Raw genomic sequence first — 22,009 nt, forward strand, 5'->3', positions numbered from 1 at the left:
AGTAGGGAACTGCCAGGCATCAAATAAAACGAAGGGCCCTGTCGGAAGACAGGGCCTTTTGTTTTATCTGTAGTCTGCCGGATGGCGGCTCCGCCTTATCCAGCCTACAGGGACGCGCCGATCCACCCTCAATATAACCACAAGCCTTCCCAACACAGATACGGTAAACTATTGCCGATTGAGTATCAGGAAAGCAGCCATGACCCACTCCCTAAAACCCTGGAATACCTTCGGCATTGATCATTGTGCAAAGCACATCGCATGCGCTGAAAACGAACAACAACTACTGAGCGCCTGGCAGCAAGCAACTCGTGAGGGACTGCCGGTTATGATCCTGGGTGAAGGAAGCAATGTCCTGTTTCTGGAAAATTACGCCGGCACCGTGATCCTTAACCGCCTGAAAGGCATTGAGGTCAATGAAACCGCGGACGCCTGGCACCTACACGTCGGCGCAGGCGAAAACTGGCATCAGCTGGTTCGCTACGCGCTGGACAACAACATGCCTGGCCTGGAGAATCTGGCGCTCATCCCTGGCTGCGTTGGTTCCTCGCCTATACAGAATATTGGCGCGTATGGCGTAGAACTACAGCGCGTCTGCGACTACGTTGACTGCGTTGAACTGGAAACGGGAAAACGTCTGCGTTTGTCCGCGGCGGAATGCCGTTTCGGCTATCGTGACAGTATCTTCAAAAATGAATATCAGGATCGCGTTGCGATCGTCGCGGTGGGTCTGCGTTTGTCAAAGCAATGGCAGCCGGTGTTGACCTATGGCGATCTTACTCGTCTGGACCCGAAAACGGTCACCGCGCAACAGGTGTTTGATGCTGTATGCCATATGCGCACCACAAAATTGCCGGATCCTAAAGTGAATGGCAATGCGGGCAGCTTTTTTAAAAATCCCGTTGTCGCAGCCGATATCGCTATGGAACTGTTAGAACGATTTCCCAACGCGCCGCATTACCCTCAGGCAGACGGCTCAGTGAAGCTGGCGGCAGGCTGGCTGATAGATCAATGTCAGTTGAAAGGCGTCACCATTGGCGGCGCTGCGGTGCATCGCCAACAGGCGCTGGTATTGATTAATGCGAATGATGCGACAAGTAAAGATGTGGTGGCGCTGGCGCATCATGTCCGGCAAAAAGTGGGTGAAAAATTTAATGTCTGGCTGGAGCCTGAGGTTCGCTTTATTGGTCGGTCCGGAGAGGTGAACGCTGTGGAGAGCATTGCATGAAAGATACTACCGTTCCCCTGACGCTGATCTCACTACTTGCCGACGGAGAGTTTCACTCAGGCGAGCAGTTGGGTGAACGGCTGGGAATGAGCCGCGCGGCTATTAATAAACATATCCAGACATTACGCGACTGGGGAGTAGATGTATTTACCGTTTCCGGGAAAGGATATAGCTTACCGGAACCCATCCAGTTACTGGATGCTGACCGTATACATAGCCAACTGGATAGCGGAAACGTGGCGGTATTGCCCGTTATCGATTCAACCAATCAGTATTTACTTGATCGAATTGGCGAGCTGCGTTCAGGTGATGCCTGTGTAGCAGAATACCAACAGGCGGGGCGTGGTCGTCGCGGGCGTAAATGGTTCTCACCGTTTGGTGCGAATCTATATCTTTCAATGTACTGGCGTCTGGAGCAGGGGCCTGCGGCGGCAATAGGCTTGAGTCTGGTCATTGGAATTGTGATGGCGGAAGTGCTGCGTGAACTGGGCGCAGATAAAGTTCGTGTGAAGTGGCCTAACGACCTTTACCTATTGGACCGCAAACTGGCGGGTATTCTGGTCGAGTTAACCGGTAAAACGGGCGATGCCGCACAAATAGTGATTGGCGCTGGTATTAACATGGCAATGCGTCGCGTAGAAGAGGACGTGATAAATCAGGCATGGATCACACTACAAGAGGCCGGAATTACGCTCGACCGCAATATGCTGGCCGCAAAGCTGATTTATAAGTTACGTGCTGCGCTTGAGCTTTTTGAGCAAGAAGGACTTTCTCCTTATCTTTCGCGCTGGAAAAAACTGGATAATTTTATTGATCGTCCGGTAAAACTAATTATTGGCGACAAAGAAATATTTGGTATTTCTCGCGGCATTGATACTCAAGGCGCATTATTGCTTGAACAGGATGGCGTGATTAAACCCTGGATGGGCGGAGAAATATCGCTGCGAAGCGCCGAATAGTAAAAAAGGGGAGTCGGTGCTCCCCTTTTTTCTGTTATTTCCGCAATCTTACCTGTTCCACCGCATGGTTAGCGCTCTTGGTCATAATAAGGCTGGCACGTTCTCGCGTGGGTAAAATATTTTGTTTTAAATTCAACCAGTTAATTTCTTTCCAAAGCGAAGTCGCTGTATTAACAGCTTCTTCTTTAGATAATTTCGCATAATTGTGGAAATAAGAGTCAGGATCGGTAAACGCCCCTTCGCGGAATTTCAGGAAGCGATTGATATACCACGTCTGAAGAAGTTCTTCTGGCGCATCAACGTAAATAGAGAAATCAACGAAATCAGAGACAAATACATGATGCGGATCGTGAGGATAATCCATACCGCTTTGTAAAACATTCAAACCTTCAAGAATCAATATATCAGGTTGAGCGACGGTTTTATCCCCTTCAGGAATAACATCGTAAATCAAATGAGAATAGACTGGCGCCGTCACGTTCGGTACGCCCGACTTGAGGTCAGAAACGAATTTCACCAGTCGGTGCATATCATACGATTCGGGGAACCCCTTTTTCTTCATTAACCCGCGTTCTTTCAACACCTGGTTTGGGTGGAGGAAGCCGTCTGTGGTAATCAATTCAACACGGCGGTGTTCCGGCCAGCGACTCAGCAACGCTTGCAGAACGCGTGCTGTCGTGCTTTTACCCACTGCGACGCTGCCCGCGATACTGATGATGTAAGGGATTCGCTGGCCGTTAGTGCCCAGAAACTGTTCCAGGACAGCCTGACGACGCAGATTTGAACTGATATAGAAATTTAGCAAACGGGAGAGAGGTAAATATATTTCTGCAACTTCTTCTAGCGATAAATCTTCATTAATGCCTTTTAACTGCGCGATCTCATCCTCGGTCAGGGTCATCGGCACAGAATCGCGAAGCGCAGCCCACTGGCTGCGATCAAACTGTAGGTAAGGCGTCATTAACGATTGCTCTTTTATACTCATAAGCATGTTTCTGGCTGCTATTGCTACATCAGTTCAGCGATGAACGAGGGCCATCCCTGACATGCAACGGCACGTCACATTTAAGTTAATTTGGACAATGGGCAGGAGGGTAACACCAGATGGGGAGGAATAATAAGAAAAAATCTCGCTGTGAAAGCTATCCCTGAGAAGCAATGTGACGAATATACCAGATACAGAAGATTGCTTTCTATCGACGGAGCGTTGAAATGCCGCGTCGTATCCTGGTCAGACGGTCAGTAAAATGCCGAAAATTTATGCTCTCTTGTTTGAAATTAGAGCATTTTTGTCTCTTATAGCGCAAAATGTGAGCGATAGAACATTTTATGCAATTTTTTAGTTGCATGAGCACGCAGGTCTCCATAGAATGCGCGCTACTTGATGCCGACTTAGCTCAGTAGGTAGAGCAACTGACTTGTAATCAGTAGGTCACCAGTTCGATTCCGGTAGTCGGCACCATCAAGTTCGGTGGGGTTCCCGAGCGGCCAAAGGGAGCAGACTGTAAATCTGCCGTCACAGACTTCGAAGGTTCGAATCCTTCCCCCACCACCATTTTCGGCCGCGCGATGGCGCAGCCCGAGACGATAAGTTCGCTTACCGGCTCGAATAAAGAGAGTTTCTCTCGATATTCAGTGCAGAATGAAAATCAGGTAGCCGAGTTCCAGGATGCGGGCATCGTATAATGGCTATTACCTCAGCCTTCCAAGCTGATGATGCGGGTTCGATTCCCGCTGCCCGCTCCAAGATGTGCTGATATAGCTCAGTTGGTAGAGCGCACCCTTGGTAAGGGTGAGGTCGGCAGTTCGAATCTGCCTATCAGCACCACTTCTTTTCTCCTTCCTGTTTTTCTCTTCTGTTTATTAGCATTCAACAAGTCGGGCGTGTTGCCTGGTTGATGTGGTGATATCACCGATTTATCCGTGTCTTAGAGGGACAATCGATGTCTAAAGAAAAGTTTGAACGTACAAAACCGCACGTTAACGTCGGTACTATCGGCCACGTTGACCATGGTAAAACAACGCTGACCGCTGCCATTACTACCGTACTGGCTAAAACCTACGGCGGTGCCGCTCGCGCATTCGACCAGATCGATAACGCGCCGGAAGAAAAAGCGCGTGGTATCACCATCAACACTTCTCACGTTGAATACGATACCCCGACCCGCCACTACGCACACGTAGACTGCCCGGGGCACGCCGACTATGTTAAAAACATGATCACCGGTGCTGCTCAGATGGACGGCGCGATCCTGGTTGTTGCTGCGACTGACGGTCCGATGCCGCAGACCCGTGAGCACATCCTGCTGGGTCGTCAGGTAGGCGTTCCGTACATCATCGTGTTCCTGAACAAATGCGACATGGTTGATGACGAAGAGCTGCTGGAACTGGTTGAAATGGAAGTTCGTGAACTTCTGTCTCAGTACGACTTCCCGGGCGACGACACGCCGATCGTTCGTGGTTCTGCTCTGAAAGCGCTGGAAGGCGACGCAGAGTGGGAAGCGAAAATCATCGAACTGGCTGGCTTCCTGGATTCTTACATCCCGGAACCAGAGCGTGCGATTGACAAGCCGTTCCTGCTGCCGATCGAAGACGTATTCTCCATCTCCGGTCGTGGTACCGTTGTTACCGGTCGTGTAGAACGCGGTATCATCAAAGTGGGCGAAGAAGTTGAAATCGTTGGTATCAAAGAGACTCAGAAGTCTACCTGTACTGGCGTTGAAATGTTCCGCAAACTGCTGGACGAAGGCCGTGCCGGTGAGAACGTAGGTGTTCTGCTGCGTGGTATCAAACGTGAAGAAATCGAACGTGGTCAGGTACTGGCTAAGCCGGGCACCATCAAGCCGCACACCAAGTTCGAATCTGAAGTGTACATTCTGTCCAAAGATGAAGGCGGCCGTCATACTCCGTTCTTCAAAGGCTACCGTCCGCAGTTCTACTTCCGTACTACTGACGTGACTGGCACCATCGAACTGCCGGAAGGCGTAGAGATGGTAATGCCGGGCGACAACATCAAAATGGTTGTTACCCTGATCCACCCGATCGCGATGGACGACGGTCTGCGTTTCGCAATCCGTGAAGGCGGCCGTACCGTTGGCGCGGGCGTTGTTGCTAAAGTTCTCGGCTAATCGCTGATAACATTTGACGCAATGCGCAATAAAAGGGCATCATTTGATGCCCTTTTTGCACGCTTTCACACCAGAACCTGGCTCATCAGTGATTTTATTTGTCATAATCATTGCTGAGACAGGCTCTGTAGAGGGCGTATAATCCGAAAGGCGAATAAGCGTTTCGATTTGGATTGCCTCGCGATTGCGGGGTGAAAATGTTTGTAGAATACTTCTGACAGGTTGGTTTATGAGTGCGAATACCGAAGCTCAAGGGAGCGGGCGCGGCCTGGAAGCGATGAAGTGGATAGTTGTTGCCATATTGCTGATCGTCGCAATCGTCGGCAACTACCTCTATCGCGACATGATGCTGCCGCTGCGTGCGCTGGCCGTAGTAATTCTGATTGCTGCAGCGGGTGGTGTCGCGCTGTTGACGACAAAAGGTAAAGCAACCGTTGCTTTTGCCCGTGAAGCGAGAACCGAAGTCCGTAAGGTCATTTGGCCGACTCGCCAGGAAACGCTGCACACCACGCTGATCGTCGCTGCGGTTACCGCAGTTATGTCACTGATCCTGTGGGGACTGGATGGTATTCTGGTTCGCCTGGTATCCTTTATCACTGGCCTGAGGTTCTGAGATGTCTGAAGCACCTAAAAAGCGCTGGTACGTCGTTCAGGCGTTTTCCGGTTTTGAAGGCCGCGTAGCCACATCGCTGCGCGAGCATATCAAATTACACAATATGGAAGAGCTGTTTGGCGAAGTTATGGTGCCGACTGAAGAAGTCGTTGAGATCCGTGGCGGCCAGCGTCGCAAAAGCGAACGCAAATTCTTCCCGGGTTACGTTCTGGTCCAGATGGTCATGAACGACGCAAGCTGGCACCTGGTGCGCAGCGTGCCGCGTGTGATGGGCTTTATCGGCGGTACGTCTGACCGTCCGGCGCCGATCAGCGACAAAGAAGTCGATGCGATCATGAACCGCCTGCAGCAGGTTGGCGATAAGCCGCGGCCGAAAACTCTGTTTGAACCGGGTGAAATGGTTCGTGTTAACGACGGTCCGTTCGCAGACTTTAACGGCGTTGTCGAAGAAGTCGATTATGAGAAGTCTCGCCTGAAAGTGTCTGTTTCTATCTTCGGTCGTGCGACCCCGGTAGAGCTGGACTTCAGCCAGGTTGAGAAAGCGTAAGGCTGCGATCAAAAAAGCAGCGATCTAATCGTTGCATAGGGCGCGAAATTGACATACAATTTCGCGCCTTTTGTTTTTATGGGCCTTATGCCTATAAAGCGATATTTATCACGGGGAGCTTCTTTGAAGCGATACTACCCAATTCGAGGAATTTAGAATGGCTAAGAAAGTACAAGCCTACGTCAAGCTGCAGGTTGCAGCTGGTATGGCGAACCCGAGTCCGCCAGTTGGTCCAGCACTGGGTCAGCAGGGTGTGAACATCATGGAATTCTGCAAAGCGTTCAACGCAAAAACGGATTCCATCGAAAAAGGTCTGCCGATTCCGGTTGTTATTACCGTTTACGCTGACCGTTCTTTCACCTTCGTTACCAAAACGCCTCCGGCAGCTGTTCTGCTGAAAAAAGCGGCTGGTATCAAGTCTGGTTCCGGCAAGCCGAACAAAGACAAAGTAGGTAAAATTTCCCGCGCTCAGCTGCAGGAAATCGCGCAGACCAAAGCTGCCGACATGACCGGTGCCGACATTGAAGCGATGACTCGCTCCATCGAAGGTACTGCACGTTCCATGGGCCTGGTAGTGGAGGACTAAGAAATGGCTAAACTGACCAAGCGTATGCGCGTGATCCGTGAAAAAGTTGATGCGACCAAACAGTACGACATCAACGAAGCTATTGCCCTGCTGAAAGAGCTGGCCACTGCTAAATTCAACGAAAGCGTTGACGTTGCCGTTAACCTCGGCATCGATGCTCGTAAATCTGACCAGAACGTTCGTGGCGCGACTGTACTGCCGCACGGTACTGGCCGTTCTGTTCGCGTTGCCGTATTTACCCAGGGCCCGAACGCTGAAGCAGCTAAAGCTGCTGGCGCTGAGCTGGTAGGTATGGAAGATCTGGCTGACCAGATCAAGAAAGGCGAAATGAACTTCGACGTTGTTATCGCATCCCCGGATGCAATGCGCGTTGTTGGCCAGCTGGGCCAGGTTCTGGGTCCGCGCGGCCTGATGCCAAACCCGAAAGTCGGTACCGTAACTCCGAACGTTGCTGAAGCGGTTAAGAACGCTAAAGCAGGTCAGGTTCGTTACCGTAACGACAAAAACGGCATCATCCACACCACCATCGGTAAAGTGGACTTTGACGCTGACAAACTGAAAGAAAACCTGGAAGCTCTGCTGGTTGCGCTGAAAAAAGCAAAACCGAGCCAGGCGAAAGGCGTGTACATCAAGAAAGTTAGCATCTCCACCACCATGGGTGCTGGCGTTGCCGTTGATCAGGCTGGTCTGAGCGCATCTGCGAACTAAGATTAGTCTTTACGTGGGCGGTGATTTTGTCTACAATCTTACCCCCACGATTCTGTTGAAATATAACAGAGCACTATGCGAGTCATTTGAATTGCAGCAAGGCAGCAAGTGAGTGAGTCGCCAGGAGCATAGTTGACTATGTAACTGGTGTGAACGAGCGCAGCTAACACAGCTGCGGTTCAAAGGACGAAGTCATAGAAAGAATTTGTTCGTTGGAGCCTGGCCTATCCAGGCCTCCGTCGCAGACCGCAGGCGTCTCGCAAGAGGCTTAATCCCCTGCGTAGACGGTGACAGAACGCTAAGATTATTTTTGATACTCTGGCTTGTTTCTGCTCACCGTATTAAGACGCTCTTCTCGTTGAGATGAGTGAAGTGAGTTCCGGAACATGAGTTCCGGCAAACATCCAGGAGCAAAGCTAATGGCTTTAAATCTTCAAGACAAACAAGCGATTGTTGCTGAAGTCAGCGAAGTAGCCAAAGGCGCGCTGTCTGCAGTAGTTGCGGATTCCCGTGGCGTAACTGTAGATAAAATGACTGAACTGCGTAAAGCAGGTCGTGAAGCTGGCGTATACATGCGTGTTGTTCGTAACACCCTGCTGCGCCGCGTCGTTGAAGGTACTCAGTTCGAGTGCCTGAAAGACACGTTTGTTGGTCCGACCCTGATTGCATACTCTATGGAACACCCGGGCGCTGCTGCTCGTCTGTTCAAAGAGTTCGCGAAAGCGAATGCAAAATTTGAGGTCAAAGCTGCAGCCTTTGAAGGTGAGCTGATCCCGGCGTCTCAGATCGACCGCCTGGCAACTCTGCCGACCTACGAAGAAGCAATTGCACGCCTGATGGCAACCATGAAAGAAGCTTCGGCTGGCAAACTGGTTCGCACGCTGGCTGCTGTACGCGATGCAAAAGAAGCTGCGTAATCGCAGTTGTCTTTATCAAGCATTTGCTTACGTATAAACTTATTCTGATATTCAGGAACAATTTAAATGTCTATCACTAAAGATCAAATCATTGAAGCAGTATCCGCTATGTCCGTAATGGACGTTGTAGAACTGATTTCTGCAATGGAAGAAAAATTCGGTGTTTCCGCTGCTGCTGCTGTAGCTGTAGCTGCTGGCCCGGCTGAAGCTGCTGAAGAAAAAACTGAATTCGACGTAATTCTGAAAGCTGCTGGCGCTAACAAAGTTGCTGTTATCAAAGCAGTACGTGGCGCAACTGGCCTGGGTCTGAAAGAAGCTAAAGACCTGGTAGAATCTGCTCCGGCCGCTCTGAAAGAAGGCGTGAGCAAAGATGACGCTGAAGCACTGAAAAAATCTCTGGAAGAAGCTGGCGCTGAAGTTGAAGTTAAATAAGCCAACCCTTCCGGTTGCAGCCTGAGAAATCAGGCTGATGGCTGGTGACTTTTTAGTCACCAGCCTTTTTGCGCTGTAAGGCGCCAGTAGCGTTTCACACTGTTTGACTACTGCTGTGCCTTTCAATGCTTGTTTCTATCGACGACTTAATATACTGCGACAGAGCGTACGTTCTGTGTAAATCGCAATGAAATGGTTTAAGCGTGATAGCAACAGGCATTGCGGAAAGTATCCATTTTCCGGTCAACAAAATAGTGTTGCACAAACTGTCCCCCGCAGGACAGATGGGTCGACTTGTCAGCGAGCTGAGGAACCCTATGGTTTACTCCTATACCGAGAAAAAACGTATTCGTAAGGATTTTGGTAAACGTCCACAAGTTCTGGATGTACCTTATCTCCTTTCTATCCAGCTTGACTCGTTTCAGAAGTTTATCGAGCAAGATCCTGAAGGGCAGTACGGCCTGGAAGCAGCCTTCCGTTCCGTGTTCCCGATTCAGAGCTACAGCGGTAATTCCGAGCTGCAGTACGTCAGCTACCGCCTTGGCGAACCGGTGTTTGACGTTCAGGAATGTCAGATCCGTGGCGTGACCTATTCCGCACCGCTGCGCGTAAAACTGCGTCTGGTGATCTACGAGCGCGAAGCGCCGGAAGGCACCGTTAAAGACATTAAAGAACAAGAAGTCTACATGGGCGAAATTCCGCTCATGACCGACAACGGTACCTTTGTTATCAACGGTACTGAGCGTGTTATCGTTTCTCAGCTGCACCGTAGTCCGGGCGTCTTCTTTGACTCCGACAAAGGTAAAACCCACTCTTCGGGTAAAGTGCTGTATAACGCGCGCATCATTCCTTACCGTGGTTCCTGGCTGGACTTCGAATTCGATCCGAAGGACAACCTGTTCGTGCGTATCGACCGTCGCCGTAAACTGCCTGCGACCATCATCCTGCGTGCGCTGAACTACACTACTGAGCAGATCCTTGACCTGTTCTTTGAGAAAGTCGTCTTCGAAATTCGCGACAACAAGCTGCAGATGGAGCTGATTCCAGAACGTCTGCGCGGCGAAACTGCGTCGTTCGATATCGAAGCTAACGGCAAAGTGTACGTTGAAAAAGGCCGTCGCATTACCGCGCGTCACATCCGTCAGCTGGAAAAAGACGATATCAAGCATATCGAAGTTCCGGTTGAGTACATCGCAGGTAAAGTCGTCTCTAAAGACTACGTTGACGAATCCACTGGCGAGCTGATCTGCGCGGCGAACATGGAGCTGAGCCTGGATCTGCTGGCTAAGCTGAGCCAGTCCGGCCACAAACGTATCGAAACGCTGTTTACCAACGATCTGGACCACGGCCCGTACATTTCTGAAACGGTACGCGTCGACCCAACTAACGATCGTCTGAGCGCGCTGGTAGAAATCTACCGCATGATGCGCCCTGGTGAGCCGCCGACTCGTGAAGCGGCTGAAAGCCTGTTCGAGAACCTGTTCTTCTCCGAAGACCGCTATGACCTGTCTGCGGTGGGTCGTATGAAGTTCAACCGTTCTCTGCTGCGCGACGAAATCGAAGGTTCCGGTATCCTGAGCAAAGACGACATCATTGATGTCATGAAGAAGCTCATCGATATCCGTAACGGTAAAGGCGAAGTGGATGATATCGACCACCTCGGCAACCGTCGTATCCGTTCCGTCGGCGAAATGGCGGAAAACCAGTTCCGCGTTGGCCTGGTGCGTGTAGAGCGTGCGGTGAAAGAGCGTCTGTCTCTGGGCGATCTGGATACCCTGATGCCTCAGGATATGATCAACGCCAAGCCGATTTCCGCCGCAGTGAAAGAGTTCTTTGGTTCCAGCCAGCTGTCTCAGTTTATGGACCAGAACAACCCGCTGTCTGAGATTACGCACAAACGTCGTATCTCCGCACTCGGCCCAGGCGGTCTGACCCGCGAACGCGCAGGCTTCGAAGTTCGAGACGTACACCCGACGCACTACGGTCGCGTATGTCCTATCGAAACGCCGGAAGGTCCGAACATCGGTCTGATCAACTCCCTGTCCGTGTACGCACAGACTAACGAATATGGTTTCCTTGAGACGCCGTACCGTCGTGTGGTTGATGGCGTGGTCACTGACGAAATTCATTACCTGTCTGCTATCGAAGAAGGCAACTACGTTATCGCTCAGGCGAACTCCAACCTGGATGACGAAGGCCACTTTGTAGAAGATCTGGTTACCTGCCGTAGCAAAGGCGAATCCAGCTTGTTCAGCCGTGACCAGGTTGACTACATGGACGTTTCCACCCAGCAGGTGGTCTCCGTCGGTGCGTCCCTGATCCCGTTCCTGGAACACGATGACGCCAACCGTGCATTGATGGGTGCGAACATGCAACGTCAGGCGGTTCCGACTCTGCGCGCTGACAAGCCGCTGGTGGGTACCGGTATGGAACGTGCTGTCGCCGTCGACTCCGGTGTTACTGCAGTAGCTAAACGTGGCGGTACTGTTCAGTACGTGGATGCGTCCCGTATCGTTATCAAAGTTAACGAAGACGAGATGTACCCGGGCGAAGCGGGTATCGACATCTATAACCTGACCAAATACACCCGCTCTAACCAGAACACCTGTATCAACCAGATGCCATGTGTGTCTCTGGGCGAGCCGGTTGAACGCGGCGACGTGTTGGCAGACGGTCCGTCCACCGACCTCGGTGAACTGGCGCTCGGTCAGAACATGCGCGTGGCGTTCATGCCGTGGAACGGCTACAACTTCGAAGACTCCATCCTCGTATCCGAGCGTGTTGTCCAGGAAGACCGTTTCACCACCATCCACATTCAGGAACTGGCGTGCGTGTCCCGTGACACCAAGCTGGGGCCGGAAGAGATCACCGCTGATATCCCGAACGTGGGTGAAGCGGCGCTCTCCAAACTGGATGAATCCGGTATCGTTTACATCGGCGCGGAAGTGACTGGCGGCGACATTCTGGTCGGTAAGGTAACGCCGAAAGGTGAAACCCAGCTGACGCCGGAAGAGAAACTGCTGCGTGCGATCTTCGGTGAGAAAGCGTCTGACGTTAAAGACTCTTCTCTGCGCGTACCTAACGGTGTCTCCGGTACGGTTATCGACGTTCAGGTCTTTACTCGCGATGGCGTAGAAAAAGACAAACGTGCTCTGGAAATCGAAGAGATGCAGCTCAAGCAGGCGAAAAAAGACCTGTCTGAAGAACTGCAGATCCTCGAAGCGGGCCTGTTTAGCCGTATCCGTGCGGTACTGGTGTCCGGCGGCGTTGAAGCTGAGAAGCTCGACAAACTGCCGCGCGACCGCTGGCTGGAACTCGGTCTGACCGACGAAGAGAAACAAAATCAGCTGGAGCAACTGGCTGAGCAGTATGACGAACTGAAACACGAGTTCGAGAAAAAACTTGAAGCGAAGCGCCGTAAAATCACCCAGGGCGACGATCTGGCGCCGGGCGTGCTGAAGATCGTGAAGGTCTATCTGGCCGTTAAACGCCGTATCCAGCCGGGTGATAAGATGGCAGGTCGTCACGGTAACAAGGGTGTTATCTCTAAGATCAACCCGATCGAAGACATGCCTTACGATGAAAACGGCACGCCGGTAGACATCGTACTGAACCCGCTGGGCGTACCGTCTCGTATGAACATCGGTCAGATTCTGGAAACCCACCTGGGTATGGCTGCGAAAGGTATTGGCGACAAGATTAACGCCATGCTGAAACAGCAGCAGGAAGTCGCGAAACTGCGCGAATTCATCCAGCGTGCCTACGATCTGGGCGCCGACGTTCGTCAGAAAGTCGACCTGAGCACCTTCAGCGATGATGAAGTGCTGCGTCTGGCAGAAAACCTGCGCAAAGGTATGCCGATTGCCACACCAGTGTTTGACGGTGCGAAAGAAGCGGAAATCAAAGAGCTGCTGAAACTGGGCGACCTGCCGACCTCCGGTCAGATCACCCTGTTCGATGGCCGTACGGGTGAACAGTTCGAACGTCCGGTAACCGTCGGTTACATGTACATGCTGAAACTGAACCACCTGGTTGATGACAAGATGCATGCGCGTTCTACCGGTTCTTACAGCCTAGTTACTCAGCAGCCGCTGGGTGGTAAGGCGCAGTTCGGTGGTCAGCGCTTCGGGGAGATGGAAGTGTGGGCGCTGGAAGCTTACGGCGCCGCCTACACCCTGCAGGAAATGCTCACCGTTAAGTCTGATGACGTGAACGGTCGTACCAAGATGTATAAGAACATCGTGGACGGCAACCATCAGATGGAACCGGGTATGCCGGAATCCTTCAACGTTCTGTTGAAAGAGATCCGCTCGCTGGGCATCAACATCGAACTGGAAGACGAGTAATTCTCGCTCAAACAGGTCACTGGTGTCGGGGTAAAACCCGACACCAGATTGTGCTAACTCCGACGGGAGCAAATCCGTGAAAGATTTATTAAAGTTTCTGAAAGCGCAGACTAAAACCGAAGAGTTTGATGCGATCAAAATTGCTCTGGCTTCGCCAGACATGATCCGTTCATGGTCTTTCGGTGAAGTTAAAAAGCCGGAAACCATCAACTACCGTACGTTCAAACCTGAGCGTGACGGCCTTTTCTGCGCCCGTATCTTTGGGCCGGTAAAAGACTACGAGTGCCTGTGCGGTAAGTACAAGCGCCTGAAACACCGTGGTGTTATTTGTGAGAAGTGCGGCGTTGAAGTGACCCAGACCAAAGTACGCCGTGAGCGTATGGGCCACATCGAGCTGGCGTCTCCGACTGCTCACATCTGGTTCCTGAAATCGCTGCCGTCCCGTATCGGTCTGCTGCTCGATATGCCGTTGCGCGATATCGAACGCGTACTGTACTTCGAATCTTATGTGGTTATCGAAGGCGGTATGACCAACCTGGAACGTCAACAGATTCTGACTGAAGAGCAGTATCTGGACGCGCTGGAAGAGTTCGGTGACGAATTCGACGCGAAGATGGGTGCGGAAGCTATCCAGGCCCTGCTGAAGAGCATGGATCTGGAGCAAGAGTGTGAAACTCTGCGCGAAGAGCTGAACGAAACCAACTCCGAAACCAAGCGTAAAAAGCTGACCAAGCGTATCAAACTGCTGGAAGCTTTCGTTCAGTCTGGCAACAAGCCAGAGTGGATGATCCTGACCGTTCTGCCGGTTCTGCCGCCAGATCTGCGTCCGCTGGTTCCGCTGGATGGTGGTCGTTTCGCCACGTCAGATCTGAACGATCTGTATCGTCGCGTCATTAACCGTAACAATCGTCTGAAGCGTCTGCTGGATCTGGCTGCGCCGGACATCATCGTACGTAACGAAAAACGTATGCTGCAGGAAGCGGTTGACGCCCTGCTGGATAACGGTCGTCGCGGTCGTGCGATCACCGGTTCTAACAAACGTCCTCTGAAATCTTTGGCCGACATGATCAAAGGTAAACAAGGTCGTTTCCGTCAGAACCTGCTCGGTAAGCGTGTTGACTACTCCGGTCGTTCTGTTATCACCGTAGGTCCATACCTGCGTCTGCACCAGTGCGGTCTGCCGAAGAAAATGGCGCTGGAGCTGTTCAAACCGTTCATCTACGGCAAACTGGAATTGCGTGGCCTTGCCACCACCATCAAAGCCGCGAAGAAAATGGTTGAGCGCGAAGAAGCTGTCGTTTGGGATATCCTGGACGAAGTTATCCGCGAACACCCGGTACTGCTGAACCGTGCACCAACACTGCACCGTCTGGGTATCCAGGCATTTGAACCGGTACTGATCGAAGGTAAAGCTATCCAGCTGCACCCGCTGGTTTGTGCGGCATATAACGCCGACTTCGATGGTGACCAGATGGCTGTTCACGTACCGCTGACGCTGGAAGCCCAGCTTGAAGCGCGTGCGCTGATGATGTCTACCAACAACATCCTGTCTCCGGCGAACGGCGAACCTATCATCGTTCCGTCTCAGGACGTGGTGTTGGGTCTGTACTACATGACCCGTGACTGTGTTAACGCCAAAGGCGAAGGCATGGTGCTGACTGGCCCGAAAGAAGCTGAGCGTATCTATCGCGCAGGTCTGGCCTCTCTGCATGCGCGCGTTAAAGTGCGTATCACTGAATATGAAAAAGATGAAAACGGCGAATTCGTTGCGCACACCAGCCTGAAAGACACGACCGTTGGTCGCGCCATTCTGTGGATGATCGTACCGAAAGGTCTGCCTTTCTCCATCGTCAACCAGGCGCTGGGCAAGAAAGCGATCTCCAAAATGCTGAACACTTGCTACCGTATTCTGGGCCTGAAACCGACCGTTATTTTTGCGGACCAGACGATGTACACCGGCTTTGCTTATGCAGCGCGTTCAGGTGCGTCCGTTGGTATTGATGACATGGTCATCCCGGAGAAAAAACACGAGATCATCTCTGAGGCGGAAGCCGAAGTTGCTGAGATCCAGGAGCAGTTCCAGTCTGGTCTGGTAACCGCTGGCGAACGCTATAACAAAGTTATCGATATCTGGGCTGCGGCGAACGATCGTGTATCTAAAGCGATGATGGATAACCTGCAAACCGAAACCGTGATTAACCGTGACGGCCAGGAAGAGCAGCAGGTCTCCTTCAACAGCATCTATATGATGGCCGACTCCGGTGCGCGTGGTTCTGCGGCACAGATTCGTCAGCTGGCAGGTATGCGTGGTCTGATGGCGAAGCCGGATGGCTCCATCATCGAAACGCCAATCACCGCGAACTTCCGTGAAGGTCTGAACGTACTCCAGTACTTCATCTCCACGCACGGTGCGCGTAAAGGTCTGGCGGATACCGCACTGAAAACCGCGAACTCCGGTTATCTGACCCGTCGTCTGGTTGACGTCGCGCAGGATCTGGTGGTGACCGAAGATGACTGTGGTACGCACGAAGGTATCCTGATGACCCCGGTTATCGAGGGTGGCGACGTGAAAGAGCCGCTGCGTGACCGCGTTCTGGGTCGTGTGACGGCGGAAGATGTGCTGAAACCGGGTACCGCGGACATTCTGGTTCCACGCAACACGCTACTGCACGAACAGTGGTGTGACCTGCTGGAAGCAAACTCCGTTGACGCCGTTAAAGTGCGTTCTGTTGTATCCTGCGACACCGACTTTGGTGTATGTGCGCACTGCTATGGTCGTGACCTGGCGCGTGGCCACATCATCAACAAAGGTGAAGCTATCGGCGTTATCGCGGCACAGTCCATCGGTGAACCGGGTACACAGCTGACGATGCGTACGTTCCACATCGGTGGTGCGGCATCGCGTGCGGCTGCTGAATCCAGCATCCAGGTTAAGAACAAAGGTAGCATCAAGCTCAGCAACGTGAAGTCGGTTGTGAACTCCAGCGGTAAACTGGTTATCACTTCCCGTAACACCGAACTGAAGCTGATCGACGAATTCGGTCGTACCAAAGAGAGCTATAAAGTGCCTTATGGCGCTGTCATGGCGAAAGGTGATGGCGAGCAGGTTGCCGGCGGCGAAACCGTGGCAAACTGGGACCCGCACACCATGCCGGTTATCACCGAAGTGAGTGGTTTCATCCGCTTCACTGACATGATCGACGGTCAGACCATTACGCGTCAGACCGACGAACTGACCGGTTTGTCTTCGCTGGTGGTTCTGGATTCGGCTGAACGTACTACCGGTGGTAAAGATCTGCGTCCGGCGCTGAAAATCGTTGATGCTCAGGGTAATGACGTTCTGATCCCGGGTACCGATATGCCTGCGCAGTACTTCCTGCCGGGTAAAGCGATTGTACAGCTGGAAGATGGCGTACAGATCAGTTCTGGTGACACCCTGGCGCGTATTCCGCAGGAATCCGGCGGTACCAAGGATATTACCGGTGGTCTGCCGCGCGTTGCGGATCTGTTCGAAGCGCGTCGTCCGAAAGAGCCAGCAATCCTTGCTGAAATCGCAGGTATCGTTTCCTTCGGTAAAGAAACCAAAGGCAAACGTCGTCTGGTGATCACGCCGGTTGATGGTAGCGATCCGTACGAAGAGATGATTCCGAAATGGCGTCAGCTCAACGTGTTCGAAGGGGAACGTGTAGAACGTGGTGATGTGATTTCCGATGGTCCGGAAGCGCCGCACGACATTCTGCGTCTGCGTGGCGTTCATGCTGTGACGCGTTACATTGTTAACGAAGTTCAGGATGTATACCGTCTGCAGGGCGTTAAGATTAACGATAAACACATCGAAGTTATCGTTCGTCAGATGCTGCGTAAAGCGACCATCGAAAGCGCCGGTAGTTCCGACTTCCTGGAAGGCGAACAGGTTGAATACTCTCGCGTCAAGATCGCTAACCGCGAGCTGGAAGCGAACGGCAAAGTGGGGGCTACCTTCTCCCGAGATCTGCTGGGTATTACCAAAGCGTCTCTGGCAACCGAATCGTTCATCTCTGCCGCATCGTTCCAGGAGACCACGCGTGTCCTGACCGAAGCAGCCGTTGCGGGTAAACGCGACGAACTGCGCGGCCTGAAAGAGAACGTTATCGTGGGTCGTCTGATTCCGGCCGGTACCGGTTATGCGTACCACCAGGATCGTATGCGCCGTCGCGCCGCGGGCGAGCAGCCAGCAACACCGCAGGTCACTGCGGAAGATGCATCTGCAAGCCTGGCAGAACTGCTGAACGCAGGTCTGGGCGGTTCTGATAACGAGTAATCGTTAAATGGTGGAGGGGTATTTATCCCTCCACCAGCTTCATTCTGGATACCGAATTCCGGGGCGCTTGCCTGCAAGGAAAGAAAATGCCAGCGATTATTTCATTAATCTATTTAATGTTTAGTCTTTTAGTATTTACAAAAAAGATAACCATTTCAAATGTTCTGTCCGCTTTTTTATTGTTTCTATCGTTATATATACTTCACCATAAATCATTACTTATATTTATTTATTGTCTTATTATTATTGTCGCCACCGTTATTCTTCATCAAGTCAAAACCAGCGCGGATAAAAAAGCCGTATTTTATTTTTCAATGCCATGCTGGCTCTTGATTTTATCTGTAATTATAAATTTAATGAATAAATGAATTATTTTTTCATGACTCTTGTTTCTCGCATTATTGGTGAAAACTCACTATCACTGGTTATATGAATAAATTGTCCAGTTTTTGCATTATATTTTGCCATCGCACAGGGAAGACTATTACCGCCGTTAGCCATAACAAATTTTGCTTTTGTATTACGATAAAGATTGACGCCAGGAATGGGGCCTTGACCGAATGTATAAGGCGTTGGGACAATCACATTATGTTTGTTTGAGAACCACTTTGCTAAAATCCCGTCAACGCCATCAACCGGCGTAATAAAAGTAGAGAATCCACAATACTCAAAATTGAATTTTTATACCATTGGGTTTGTTTTTTTCTGTAACATTGAATCCAAATGTGACTTTAAATTTATCCCATAAATCTAAGTTATTAAAGTCTATTGGCTCGCCATTATAAAATGCCTGCTGTTCATACATTAAATGATAAACCTGTTTTATTGATTGTTTACACGGGATATTTTAAATTATTAAATGGAGTATTTAATTCCATTAAGGTCTTTGTTTGCTCTTATTACAGGAATTATAAATATGATGCCATTTCTGGAATAAAAATAAAGTTAATAAATTATTTATTTAATTGCTCACTAGTAGGATATTTATGTATCCATCGGTTAATGCTTAGTTTAACATCTTTTAGCTGACAGCGATTGCAACGCTAAAAAACATGTGCTAATAATCATCATGTAAAATATGTAATGAAGTAAGTATGGAGCATTTAATTGTTATGATCCCACCATTAAATAGATATGTTCCCGCGCTTTCAAAAAATGAATTGGTTAAAACTGTTACCGACAGGGACATTCAGTTTACAAGTTTTAATGGAAAAGATTATCCCTTGTGCTTTTTAGATGAGAAAACCCCTCTTCTCTTCCAGTGGTTTGAGCGGAATCCTGCTCGCTTTGGGAAAAATGATATACCTATAATTAACACAGAGAAAAACCCCTACCTTAACAATATCATTAAAGCAGCAACAATTGAAAAAGAACGTCTTATAGGTATTTTTGTAGATGGTGATTTTTTCCCGGGACAAAAGGATGCTTTTTCAAAACTTGAGTATGACTATGAAAACATAAAAGTCATATATAGAAATGATATTGACTTTAGCATGTACGATAAAAAATTATCAGAAATTTATATGGAAAATATTTCTAAGCAAGAGTCCATGCCAGAAGAAAAAAGGGATTATCATTTACTGCAGCTATTGAAAAAAGAATTGAGTGATATTCAAGAGGATAATGATTCATTAATTAAATCTTACTTACTGGATAAAGGCCATGTATGGTTTGATTTTTACAGGAATATGGCTATGTTAAAGGCTGGCCAGTTATTCCTGGAGGCGGATAAGGTTGGGTGTTATGATTTATCAACAAATAGTGGGTGTATATATCTCGATGCTGATATGATTATCACGGAAAAATTGGGGGGTATATATATTCCGGATGGAATCGCTGTTCATGTAGAAAGGATAGATGGCCGTGCTTCTATGGAGAACGGGATAATAGCTGTTGATCGCAATAACCACCCGGCTTTACTTGCTGGATTGGAAATAATGCATACTAAATTTGATGCTGATCCCTATTCCGATGGTGTATGTAATGGAATTAGAAAACATTTTAATTATTCTTTAAATGAAGATTATAATTCTTTTTGCGATTTTATTGAGTTTAAGCATGATAACATTATAATGAATACCAGTCAGTTTACGCAAAGTTCATGGGCTAGGCATGTGCAGTAGTGGAAATGGCAATAATCATGCTATTGAATACATAAAATATTGGCATAAACTATCAAGTTTCGGCGAAAAAATATTTGATGCTCAGTTTTCTCTACTACAGCCAACTTTAAAATCGCAGTGCTGTTCAGAACGGACATAAAAAAACGGGAGGTCGATAACAATCTCCCGTTTTTCGCATTACGTACTCGTTCGTGAAATACTAATGCGTTTACATACGGGTTCACCGCGTTTGCGAAGCGCGCCCCAGCCAACTGTCCCAGTCTTTCCAGACGGGCTGCAATCCTTGCGCGCTTAACGCGCTTGCTACTGTTTCAGGCCGACGGGCATCGTGGGGAGAAAACTGCTCCAGTTCCGGATGATCGTCAGCGTAGCCGCCGGGCTGCGTTTTTGAGAAGGCGCTGACGTTGTTGATTGCCAGAGGAATCACATGGTCTTGAAACCACGGCGATTCGCGGGTGGAGAGTGATAGCTCAATTTCTGGCGCCAGTAAACGAAACGCGCAAATGGTTTGTACCAACTGTCGCTCGTCCATGATCGATGCGGGTTCAACGCCTCCGGCGCAGGGCCGCAGGCGAGGAAACGAGATGGAGTAACGGCTCTGCCAGTACTGTTTTTGCATCCACAACAGATGCTCCGCCACCATATAGCAATCAACCCGCCAGCTGTCGGAAAGCCCGATTAGCGCGCCTAAACCAATTTTATCGATCCCCGCGCGTCCCAGTCTGTCTGGCGTCTCCAGCCGCCAGAAGAAGTCTTGCTTTTTGCCCCGTAGATGGTGCTGAGCGTATACCGGTTCGTGATAGGTCTCCTGATACACCATCACGCCATCCAGCCCCAGCGTCTTTAGCTCGGCATACTCCTCGGTCGCCAGCGGCTGCACTTCCATATGCAGCGAGGAAAACTGGCGACGAATGGCCGGGAGATGGCGGCGGAAATAGTCCATGCCGACTTTGGCCTGATGTTCGCCGGTGACCAACAGCAGATGTTCAAAACCCAGCTCACGGATAGCTGAGCACTCGCGGGCAATTTCAGCCTCATCCAGCGTCTTACGCTTGATGCGGTTGCTCATCGAGAAGCCGCAGTAGGTGCAGTCGTTGGCACAGAGGTTTGAGAGATAAAGCGGCACGTAGAAACTGACGGTGTTGCCAAAGCGTTGTCGGGTCAGCCTTTGTGCCCGCTGCGCTATCGGTTCCAGATAATCGGCGGCGGCGGGGGAGAGCAACGCCATCAAATCGTCCCGGCTAAGATGCGCGGCGTTCAGCGCGCGCTCCACGTCGGCGGCAGTTTTACCGTTGATGCGCAGGCGAATATCGTCCCACTCCAGTTGCCGCCAGCGGTCGGTGAAGGTTTTCATGCCAGGGCCTCCAGAAAGCCGGTGAGCGGGCTGGTGGCGCTGGCGTAGGTGCTACGATTCCCCGGCACCGCCTGACGCGCCAGTAATCCGGCTTCCACCGCCAGACGGAAAGCGGTTGCCATCATCACCGGATCGTCCGCCACGGCAATCGCCGTGTTGACCAGTACCGCATCAGCGCCCATTTCCAGCGCCTGCGCCGCATGGCTGGGCACGCCGATCCCGGCGTCGACCACCACCGGCACGGTCGCCTGCTGGATAATAATCTCCAGCATCGCTTTGGTTTCCAGCCCCTGATTCGAACCGATAGGCGCGCCAAGCGGCATCACCGCCGCGCAGCCGACCTCTTCCAGCCGCTTGCACAAAACCGGATCCGCGCCGCAGTAGGGCAGCACCACGAAGCCCTGCTTCACCAGCGCCTCGGCAGCTTTTAGCGTTTCGATCGGATCCGGCAGCAGCCAACGGGCATCCGGATGGATTTCTAATTTCAGCCAGTGGGTGCCCAGCGCTTCCCGCGCCAGTTGGGCGGCGAAGATCGCCTCTTCGGCAGTTTTCGCCCCGGAGGTATTGGGCAGCAGCGTGACGCCCGCTTCAATCAGCGGCGCCAGAATCGCATCGTTGTGCTGGCGCAGGTCCACGCGCTTCATCGCCAGCGTCACCAACTGGCTGCCGGAGGCGCGAATCGCCTCGACCATCAGCTGCGACGAAGCAAATTTTCCGGTACCGGTGAACAGATGTGAATCAAACGTTTTGTCGGCAATACGTAACATA

Annotated in this window: 18 protein-coding genes and 4 tRNA genes; 17 read left to right on the forward strand and 5 right to left on the reverse strand. The window is 50.9% G+C overall.

All coding sequences use genetic code 11. The features are described from left to right. Positions 1-199: 199 nt before the first annotated feature. The gene (murB, locus tag ACLJRU_RS22125; RefSeq protein ID WP_000149783.1) at positions 200-1,228 is read left to right on the forward strand and encodes a UDP-N-acetylmuramate dehydrogenase; all 1,029 of its coding nucleotides are present in this window, start codon (positions 200-202) and stop codon (positions 1,226-1,228) included. Further along, complete coding sequence (gene birA / locus ACLJRU_RS22130) at positions 1,225-2,187, forward strand: bifunctional biotin--[acetyl-CoA-carboxylase] ligase/biotin operon repressor BirA (protein ID WP_000655754.1); 963 nt, start codon at positions 1,225-1,227, stop codon at positions 2,185-2,187. The genes murB and birA overlap by 4 nt, the downstream gene beginning before the upstream one ends. A gap of 34 nt (positions 2,188-2,221) precedes the next feature. Here the strand turns inward: birA and coaA are convergent, their stop codons facing one another. Both coaA and ACLJRU_RS22140 read right to left on the reverse strand, forming a co-directional pair. Continuing rightward, positions 2,222-3,172: a type I pantothenate kinase gene (gene coaA / locus ACLJRU_RS22135; protein ID WP_000023069.1), complete on the reverse strand. Its 951-nt coding sequence runs from the start codon at positions 3,170-3,172 to the stop codon at positions 2,222-2,224. Positions 3,173-3,380: 208 nt separating this feature from the next. After that, the gene (locus ACLJRU_RS22140; protein ID WP_001541267.1) at positions 3,381-3,554 is read right to left on the reverse strand and encodes a hypothetical protein; all 174 of its coding nucleotides are present in this window, start codon (positions 3,552-3,554) and stop codon (positions 3,381-3,383) included. A 19-nt stretch (positions 3,555-3,573) separates the two neighbouring features. On the opposite strand from ACLJRU_RS22140, the gene ACLJRU_RS22145 reads away from it, so the two are divergent. The 14 genes from ACLJRU_RS22145 (at position 3,574) to ACLJRU_RS22210 (ending at position 18,132) form a co-directional block, all read left to right on the forward strand. Continuing rightward, positions 3,574-3,649, forward strand: a tRNA-Thr gene (locus ACLJRU_RS22145). A gap of 8 nt (positions 3,650-3,657) precedes the next feature. Then, a tRNA-Tyr gene (locus ACLJRU_RS22150) sits at positions 3,658-3,742 on the forward strand. 116 nt (positions 3,743-3,858) lie between these two features. Then, positions 3,859-3,933 (forward strand) — tRNA-Gly (locus ACLJRU_RS22155). Between the two features lie 6 nt (positions 3,934-3,939). Next, positions 3,940-4,015, forward strand: a tRNA-Thr gene (locus ACLJRU_RS22160). Positions 4,016-4,130: 115 nt separating this feature from the next. Next, positions 4,131-5,315, forward strand: coding sequence for an elongation factor Tu (gene tuf / locus ACLJRU_RS22165; protein ID WP_000031748.1), 1,185 nt, complete (start codon positions 4,131-4,133; stop codon positions 5,313-5,315). Positions 5,316-5,544: 229 nt separating this feature from the next. After that, complete coding sequence (gene secE, locus ACLJRU_RS22170) at positions 5,545-5,928, forward strand: preprotein translocase subunit SecE (protein ID WP_001275691.1); 384 nt, start codon at positions 5,545-5,547, stop codon at positions 5,926-5,928. A 1-nt stretch (position 5,929) separates the two neighbouring features. After that, complete coding sequence (gene nusG / locus ACLJRU_RS22175) at positions 5,930-6,475, forward strand: transcription termination/antitermination protein NusG (protein WP_001287521.1); 546 nt, start codon at positions 5,930-5,932, stop codon at positions 6,473-6,475. A 157-nt stretch (positions 6,476-6,632) separates the two neighbouring features. Beyond that, on the forward strand, positions 6,633-7,061 hold the full coding sequence (gene rplK, locus ACLJRU_RS22180; RefSeq protein ID WP_001085926.1) for a 50S ribosomal protein L11: 429 nt from the start codon (positions 6,633-6,635) through the stop codon (positions 7,059-7,061). Between the two features lie 3 nt (positions 7,062-7,064). After that, positions 7,065-7,769 carry a 50S ribosomal protein L1 gene (gene rplA, locus ACLJRU_RS22185; RefSeq protein ID WP_001096676.1) on the forward strand — a complete coding sequence of 235 codons (705 nt, stop codon included), beginning with the start codon at positions 7,065-7,067 and terminating at the stop codon, positions 7,767-7,769. A 419-nt stretch (positions 7,770-8,188) separates the two neighbouring features. Further along, entirely contained in the window at positions 8,189-8,686 is a 498-nt protein-coding gene (gene rplJ / locus ACLJRU_RS22190; RefSeq protein WP_001207203.1) for a 50S ribosomal protein L10, read from the forward strand. A 66-nt stretch (positions 8,687-8,752) separates the two neighbouring features. Next, positions 8,753-9,118 carry a 50S ribosomal protein L7/L12 gene (gene rplL / locus ACLJRU_RS22195; protein WP_000028882.1) on the forward strand — a complete coding sequence of 122 codons (366 nt, stop codon included), beginning with the start codon at positions 8,753-8,755 and terminating at the stop codon, positions 9,116-9,118. 317 nt (positions 9,119-9,435) lie between these two features. Beyond that, entirely contained in the window at positions 9,436-13,464 is a 4,029-nt protein-coding gene (gene rpoB, locus ACLJRU_RS22200) for a DNA-directed RNA polymerase subunit beta (protein ID WP_000263105.1), read from the forward strand. 76 nt (positions 13,465-13,540) lie between these two features. Then, complete coding sequence (gene rpoC / locus ACLJRU_RS22205) at positions 13,541-17,764, forward strand: DNA-directed RNA polymerase subunit beta' (protein ID WP_000653965.1); 4,224 nt, start codon at positions 13,541-13,543, stop codon at positions 17,762-17,764. Between the two features lie 41 nt (positions 17,765-17,805). Continuing rightward, positions 17,806-18,132: a hypothetical protein gene (locus tag ACLJRU_RS22210; RefSeq protein ID WP_001541269.1), complete on the forward strand. Its 327-nt coding sequence runs from the start codon at positions 17,806-17,808 to the stop codon at positions 18,130-18,132. Position 18,133: 1 nt separating this feature from the next. Here the strand turns inward: ACLJRU_RS22210 and ACLJRU_RS22215 are convergent, their stop codons facing one another. After that, on the reverse strand, positions 18,134-18,409 hold the full coding sequence (locus ACLJRU_RS22215; protein ID WP_223557583.1) for a cytoplasmic protein: 276 nt from the start codon (positions 18,407-18,409) through the stop codon (positions 18,134-18,136). 449 nt (positions 18,410-18,858) lie between these two features. Between ACLJRU_RS22215 and ACLJRU_RS22220 the strand changes: the two genes are divergently transcribed. Continuing rightward, positions 18,859-19,887 (forward strand): type III secretion system effector arginine glycosyltransferase SseK1, encoded by a 1,029-nt coding sequence (locus ACLJRU_RS22220; protein ID WP_001541270.1) that lies wholly within the window; start codon positions 18,859-18,861, stop codon positions 19,885-19,887. A 220-nt stretch (positions 19,888-20,107) separates the two neighbouring features. On the opposite strand, the gene thiH is transcribed toward ACLJRU_RS22220, so the two are convergent. Together thiH and thiG are read right to left on the reverse strand one after the other, a co-directional pair. Next, a complete protein-coding gene (thiH, locus tag ACLJRU_RS22225; RefSeq protein ID WP_023235451.1) occupies positions 20,108-21,241 on the reverse strand; it encodes a 2-iminoacetate synthase ThiH in 1,134 nt (377 codons plus the stop codon). Next, positions 21,238-22,008 (reverse strand): thiazole synthase, encoded by a 771-nt coding sequence (gene thiG / locus ACLJRU_RS22230; RefSeq protein ID WP_000944068.1) that lies wholly within the window; start codon positions 22,006-22,008, stop codon positions 21,238-21,240. The genes thiH and thiG overlap by 4 nt, the downstream gene beginning before the upstream one ends. Between the last annotated feature and the right edge of the window lies 1 nt (position 22,009).

Origin of the sequence: Salmonella sp. SAL00653 (assembly GCF_046552515.1) — a bacterium.
In the GTDB taxonomy this organism is placed as follows: Bacteria; Pseudomonadota; Gammaproteobacteria; order Enterobacterales; family Enterobacteriaceae; genus Salmonella; species Salmonella enterica.

Bases quoted from the DNA above. Each gene is read 5' to 3' on its own strand.
- murB (WP_000149783.1), top strand. From the start codon at position 200: ATGACCCACTCCCTAAAACCCTGGAATACCTTCGGCATTGATCATTGT.
- birA (WP_000655754.1), top strand. From the start codon at position 1,225: ATGAAAGATACTACCGTTCCCCTGACGCTGATCTCACTACTTGCCGAC.
- coaA (WP_000023069.1), bottom strand. From the start codon at position 3,172: ATGAGTATAAAAGAGCAATCGTTAATGACGCCTTACCTACAGTTTGAT.
- ACLJRU_RS22140 (WP_001541267.1), bottom strand. From the start codon at position 3,554: ATGGAGACCTGCGTGCTCATGCAACTAAAAAATTGCATAAAATGTTCT.
- tuf (WP_000031748.1), top strand. From the start codon at position 4,131: ATGTCTAAAGAAAAGTTTGAACGTACAAAACCGCACGTTAACGTCGGT.
- secE (WP_001275691.1), top strand. From the start codon at position 5,545: ATGAGTGCGAATACCGAAGCTCAAGGGAGCGGGCGCGGCCTGGAAGCG.
- nusG (WP_001287521.1), top strand. From the start codon at position 5,930: ATGTCTGAAGCACCTAAAAAGCGCTGGTACGTCGTTCAGGCGTTTTCC.
- rplK (WP_001085926.1), top strand. From the start codon at position 6,633: ATGGCTAAGAAAGTACAAGCCTACGTCAAGCTGCAGGTTGCAGCTGGT.
- rplA (WP_001096676.1), top strand. From the start codon at position 7,065: ATGGCTAAACTGACCAAGCGTATGCGCGTGATCCGTGAAAAAGTTGAT.
- rplJ (WP_001207203.1), top strand. From the start codon at position 8,189: ATGGCTTTAAATCTTCAAGACAAACAAGCGATTGTTGCTGAAGTCAGC.
- rplL (WP_000028882.1), top strand. From the start codon at position 8,753: ATGTCTATCACTAAAGATCAAATCATTGAAGCAGTATCCGCTATGTCC.
- rpoB (WP_000263105.1), top strand. From the start codon at position 9,436: ATGGTTTACTCCTATACCGAGAAAAAACGTATTCGTAAGGATTTTGGT.
- ACLJRU_RS22220 (WP_001541270.1), top strand. From the start codon at position 18,859: ATGGAGCATTTAATTGTTATGATCCCACCATTAAATAGATATGTTCCC.
- thiH (WP_023235451.1), bottom strand. From the start codon at position 21,241: ATGAAAACCTTCACCGACCGCTGGCGGCAACTGGAGTGGGACGATATT.
- thiG (WP_000944068.1), bottom strand. From the start codon at position 22,008: ATGTTACGTATTGCCGACAAAACGTTTGATTCACATCTGTTCACCGGT.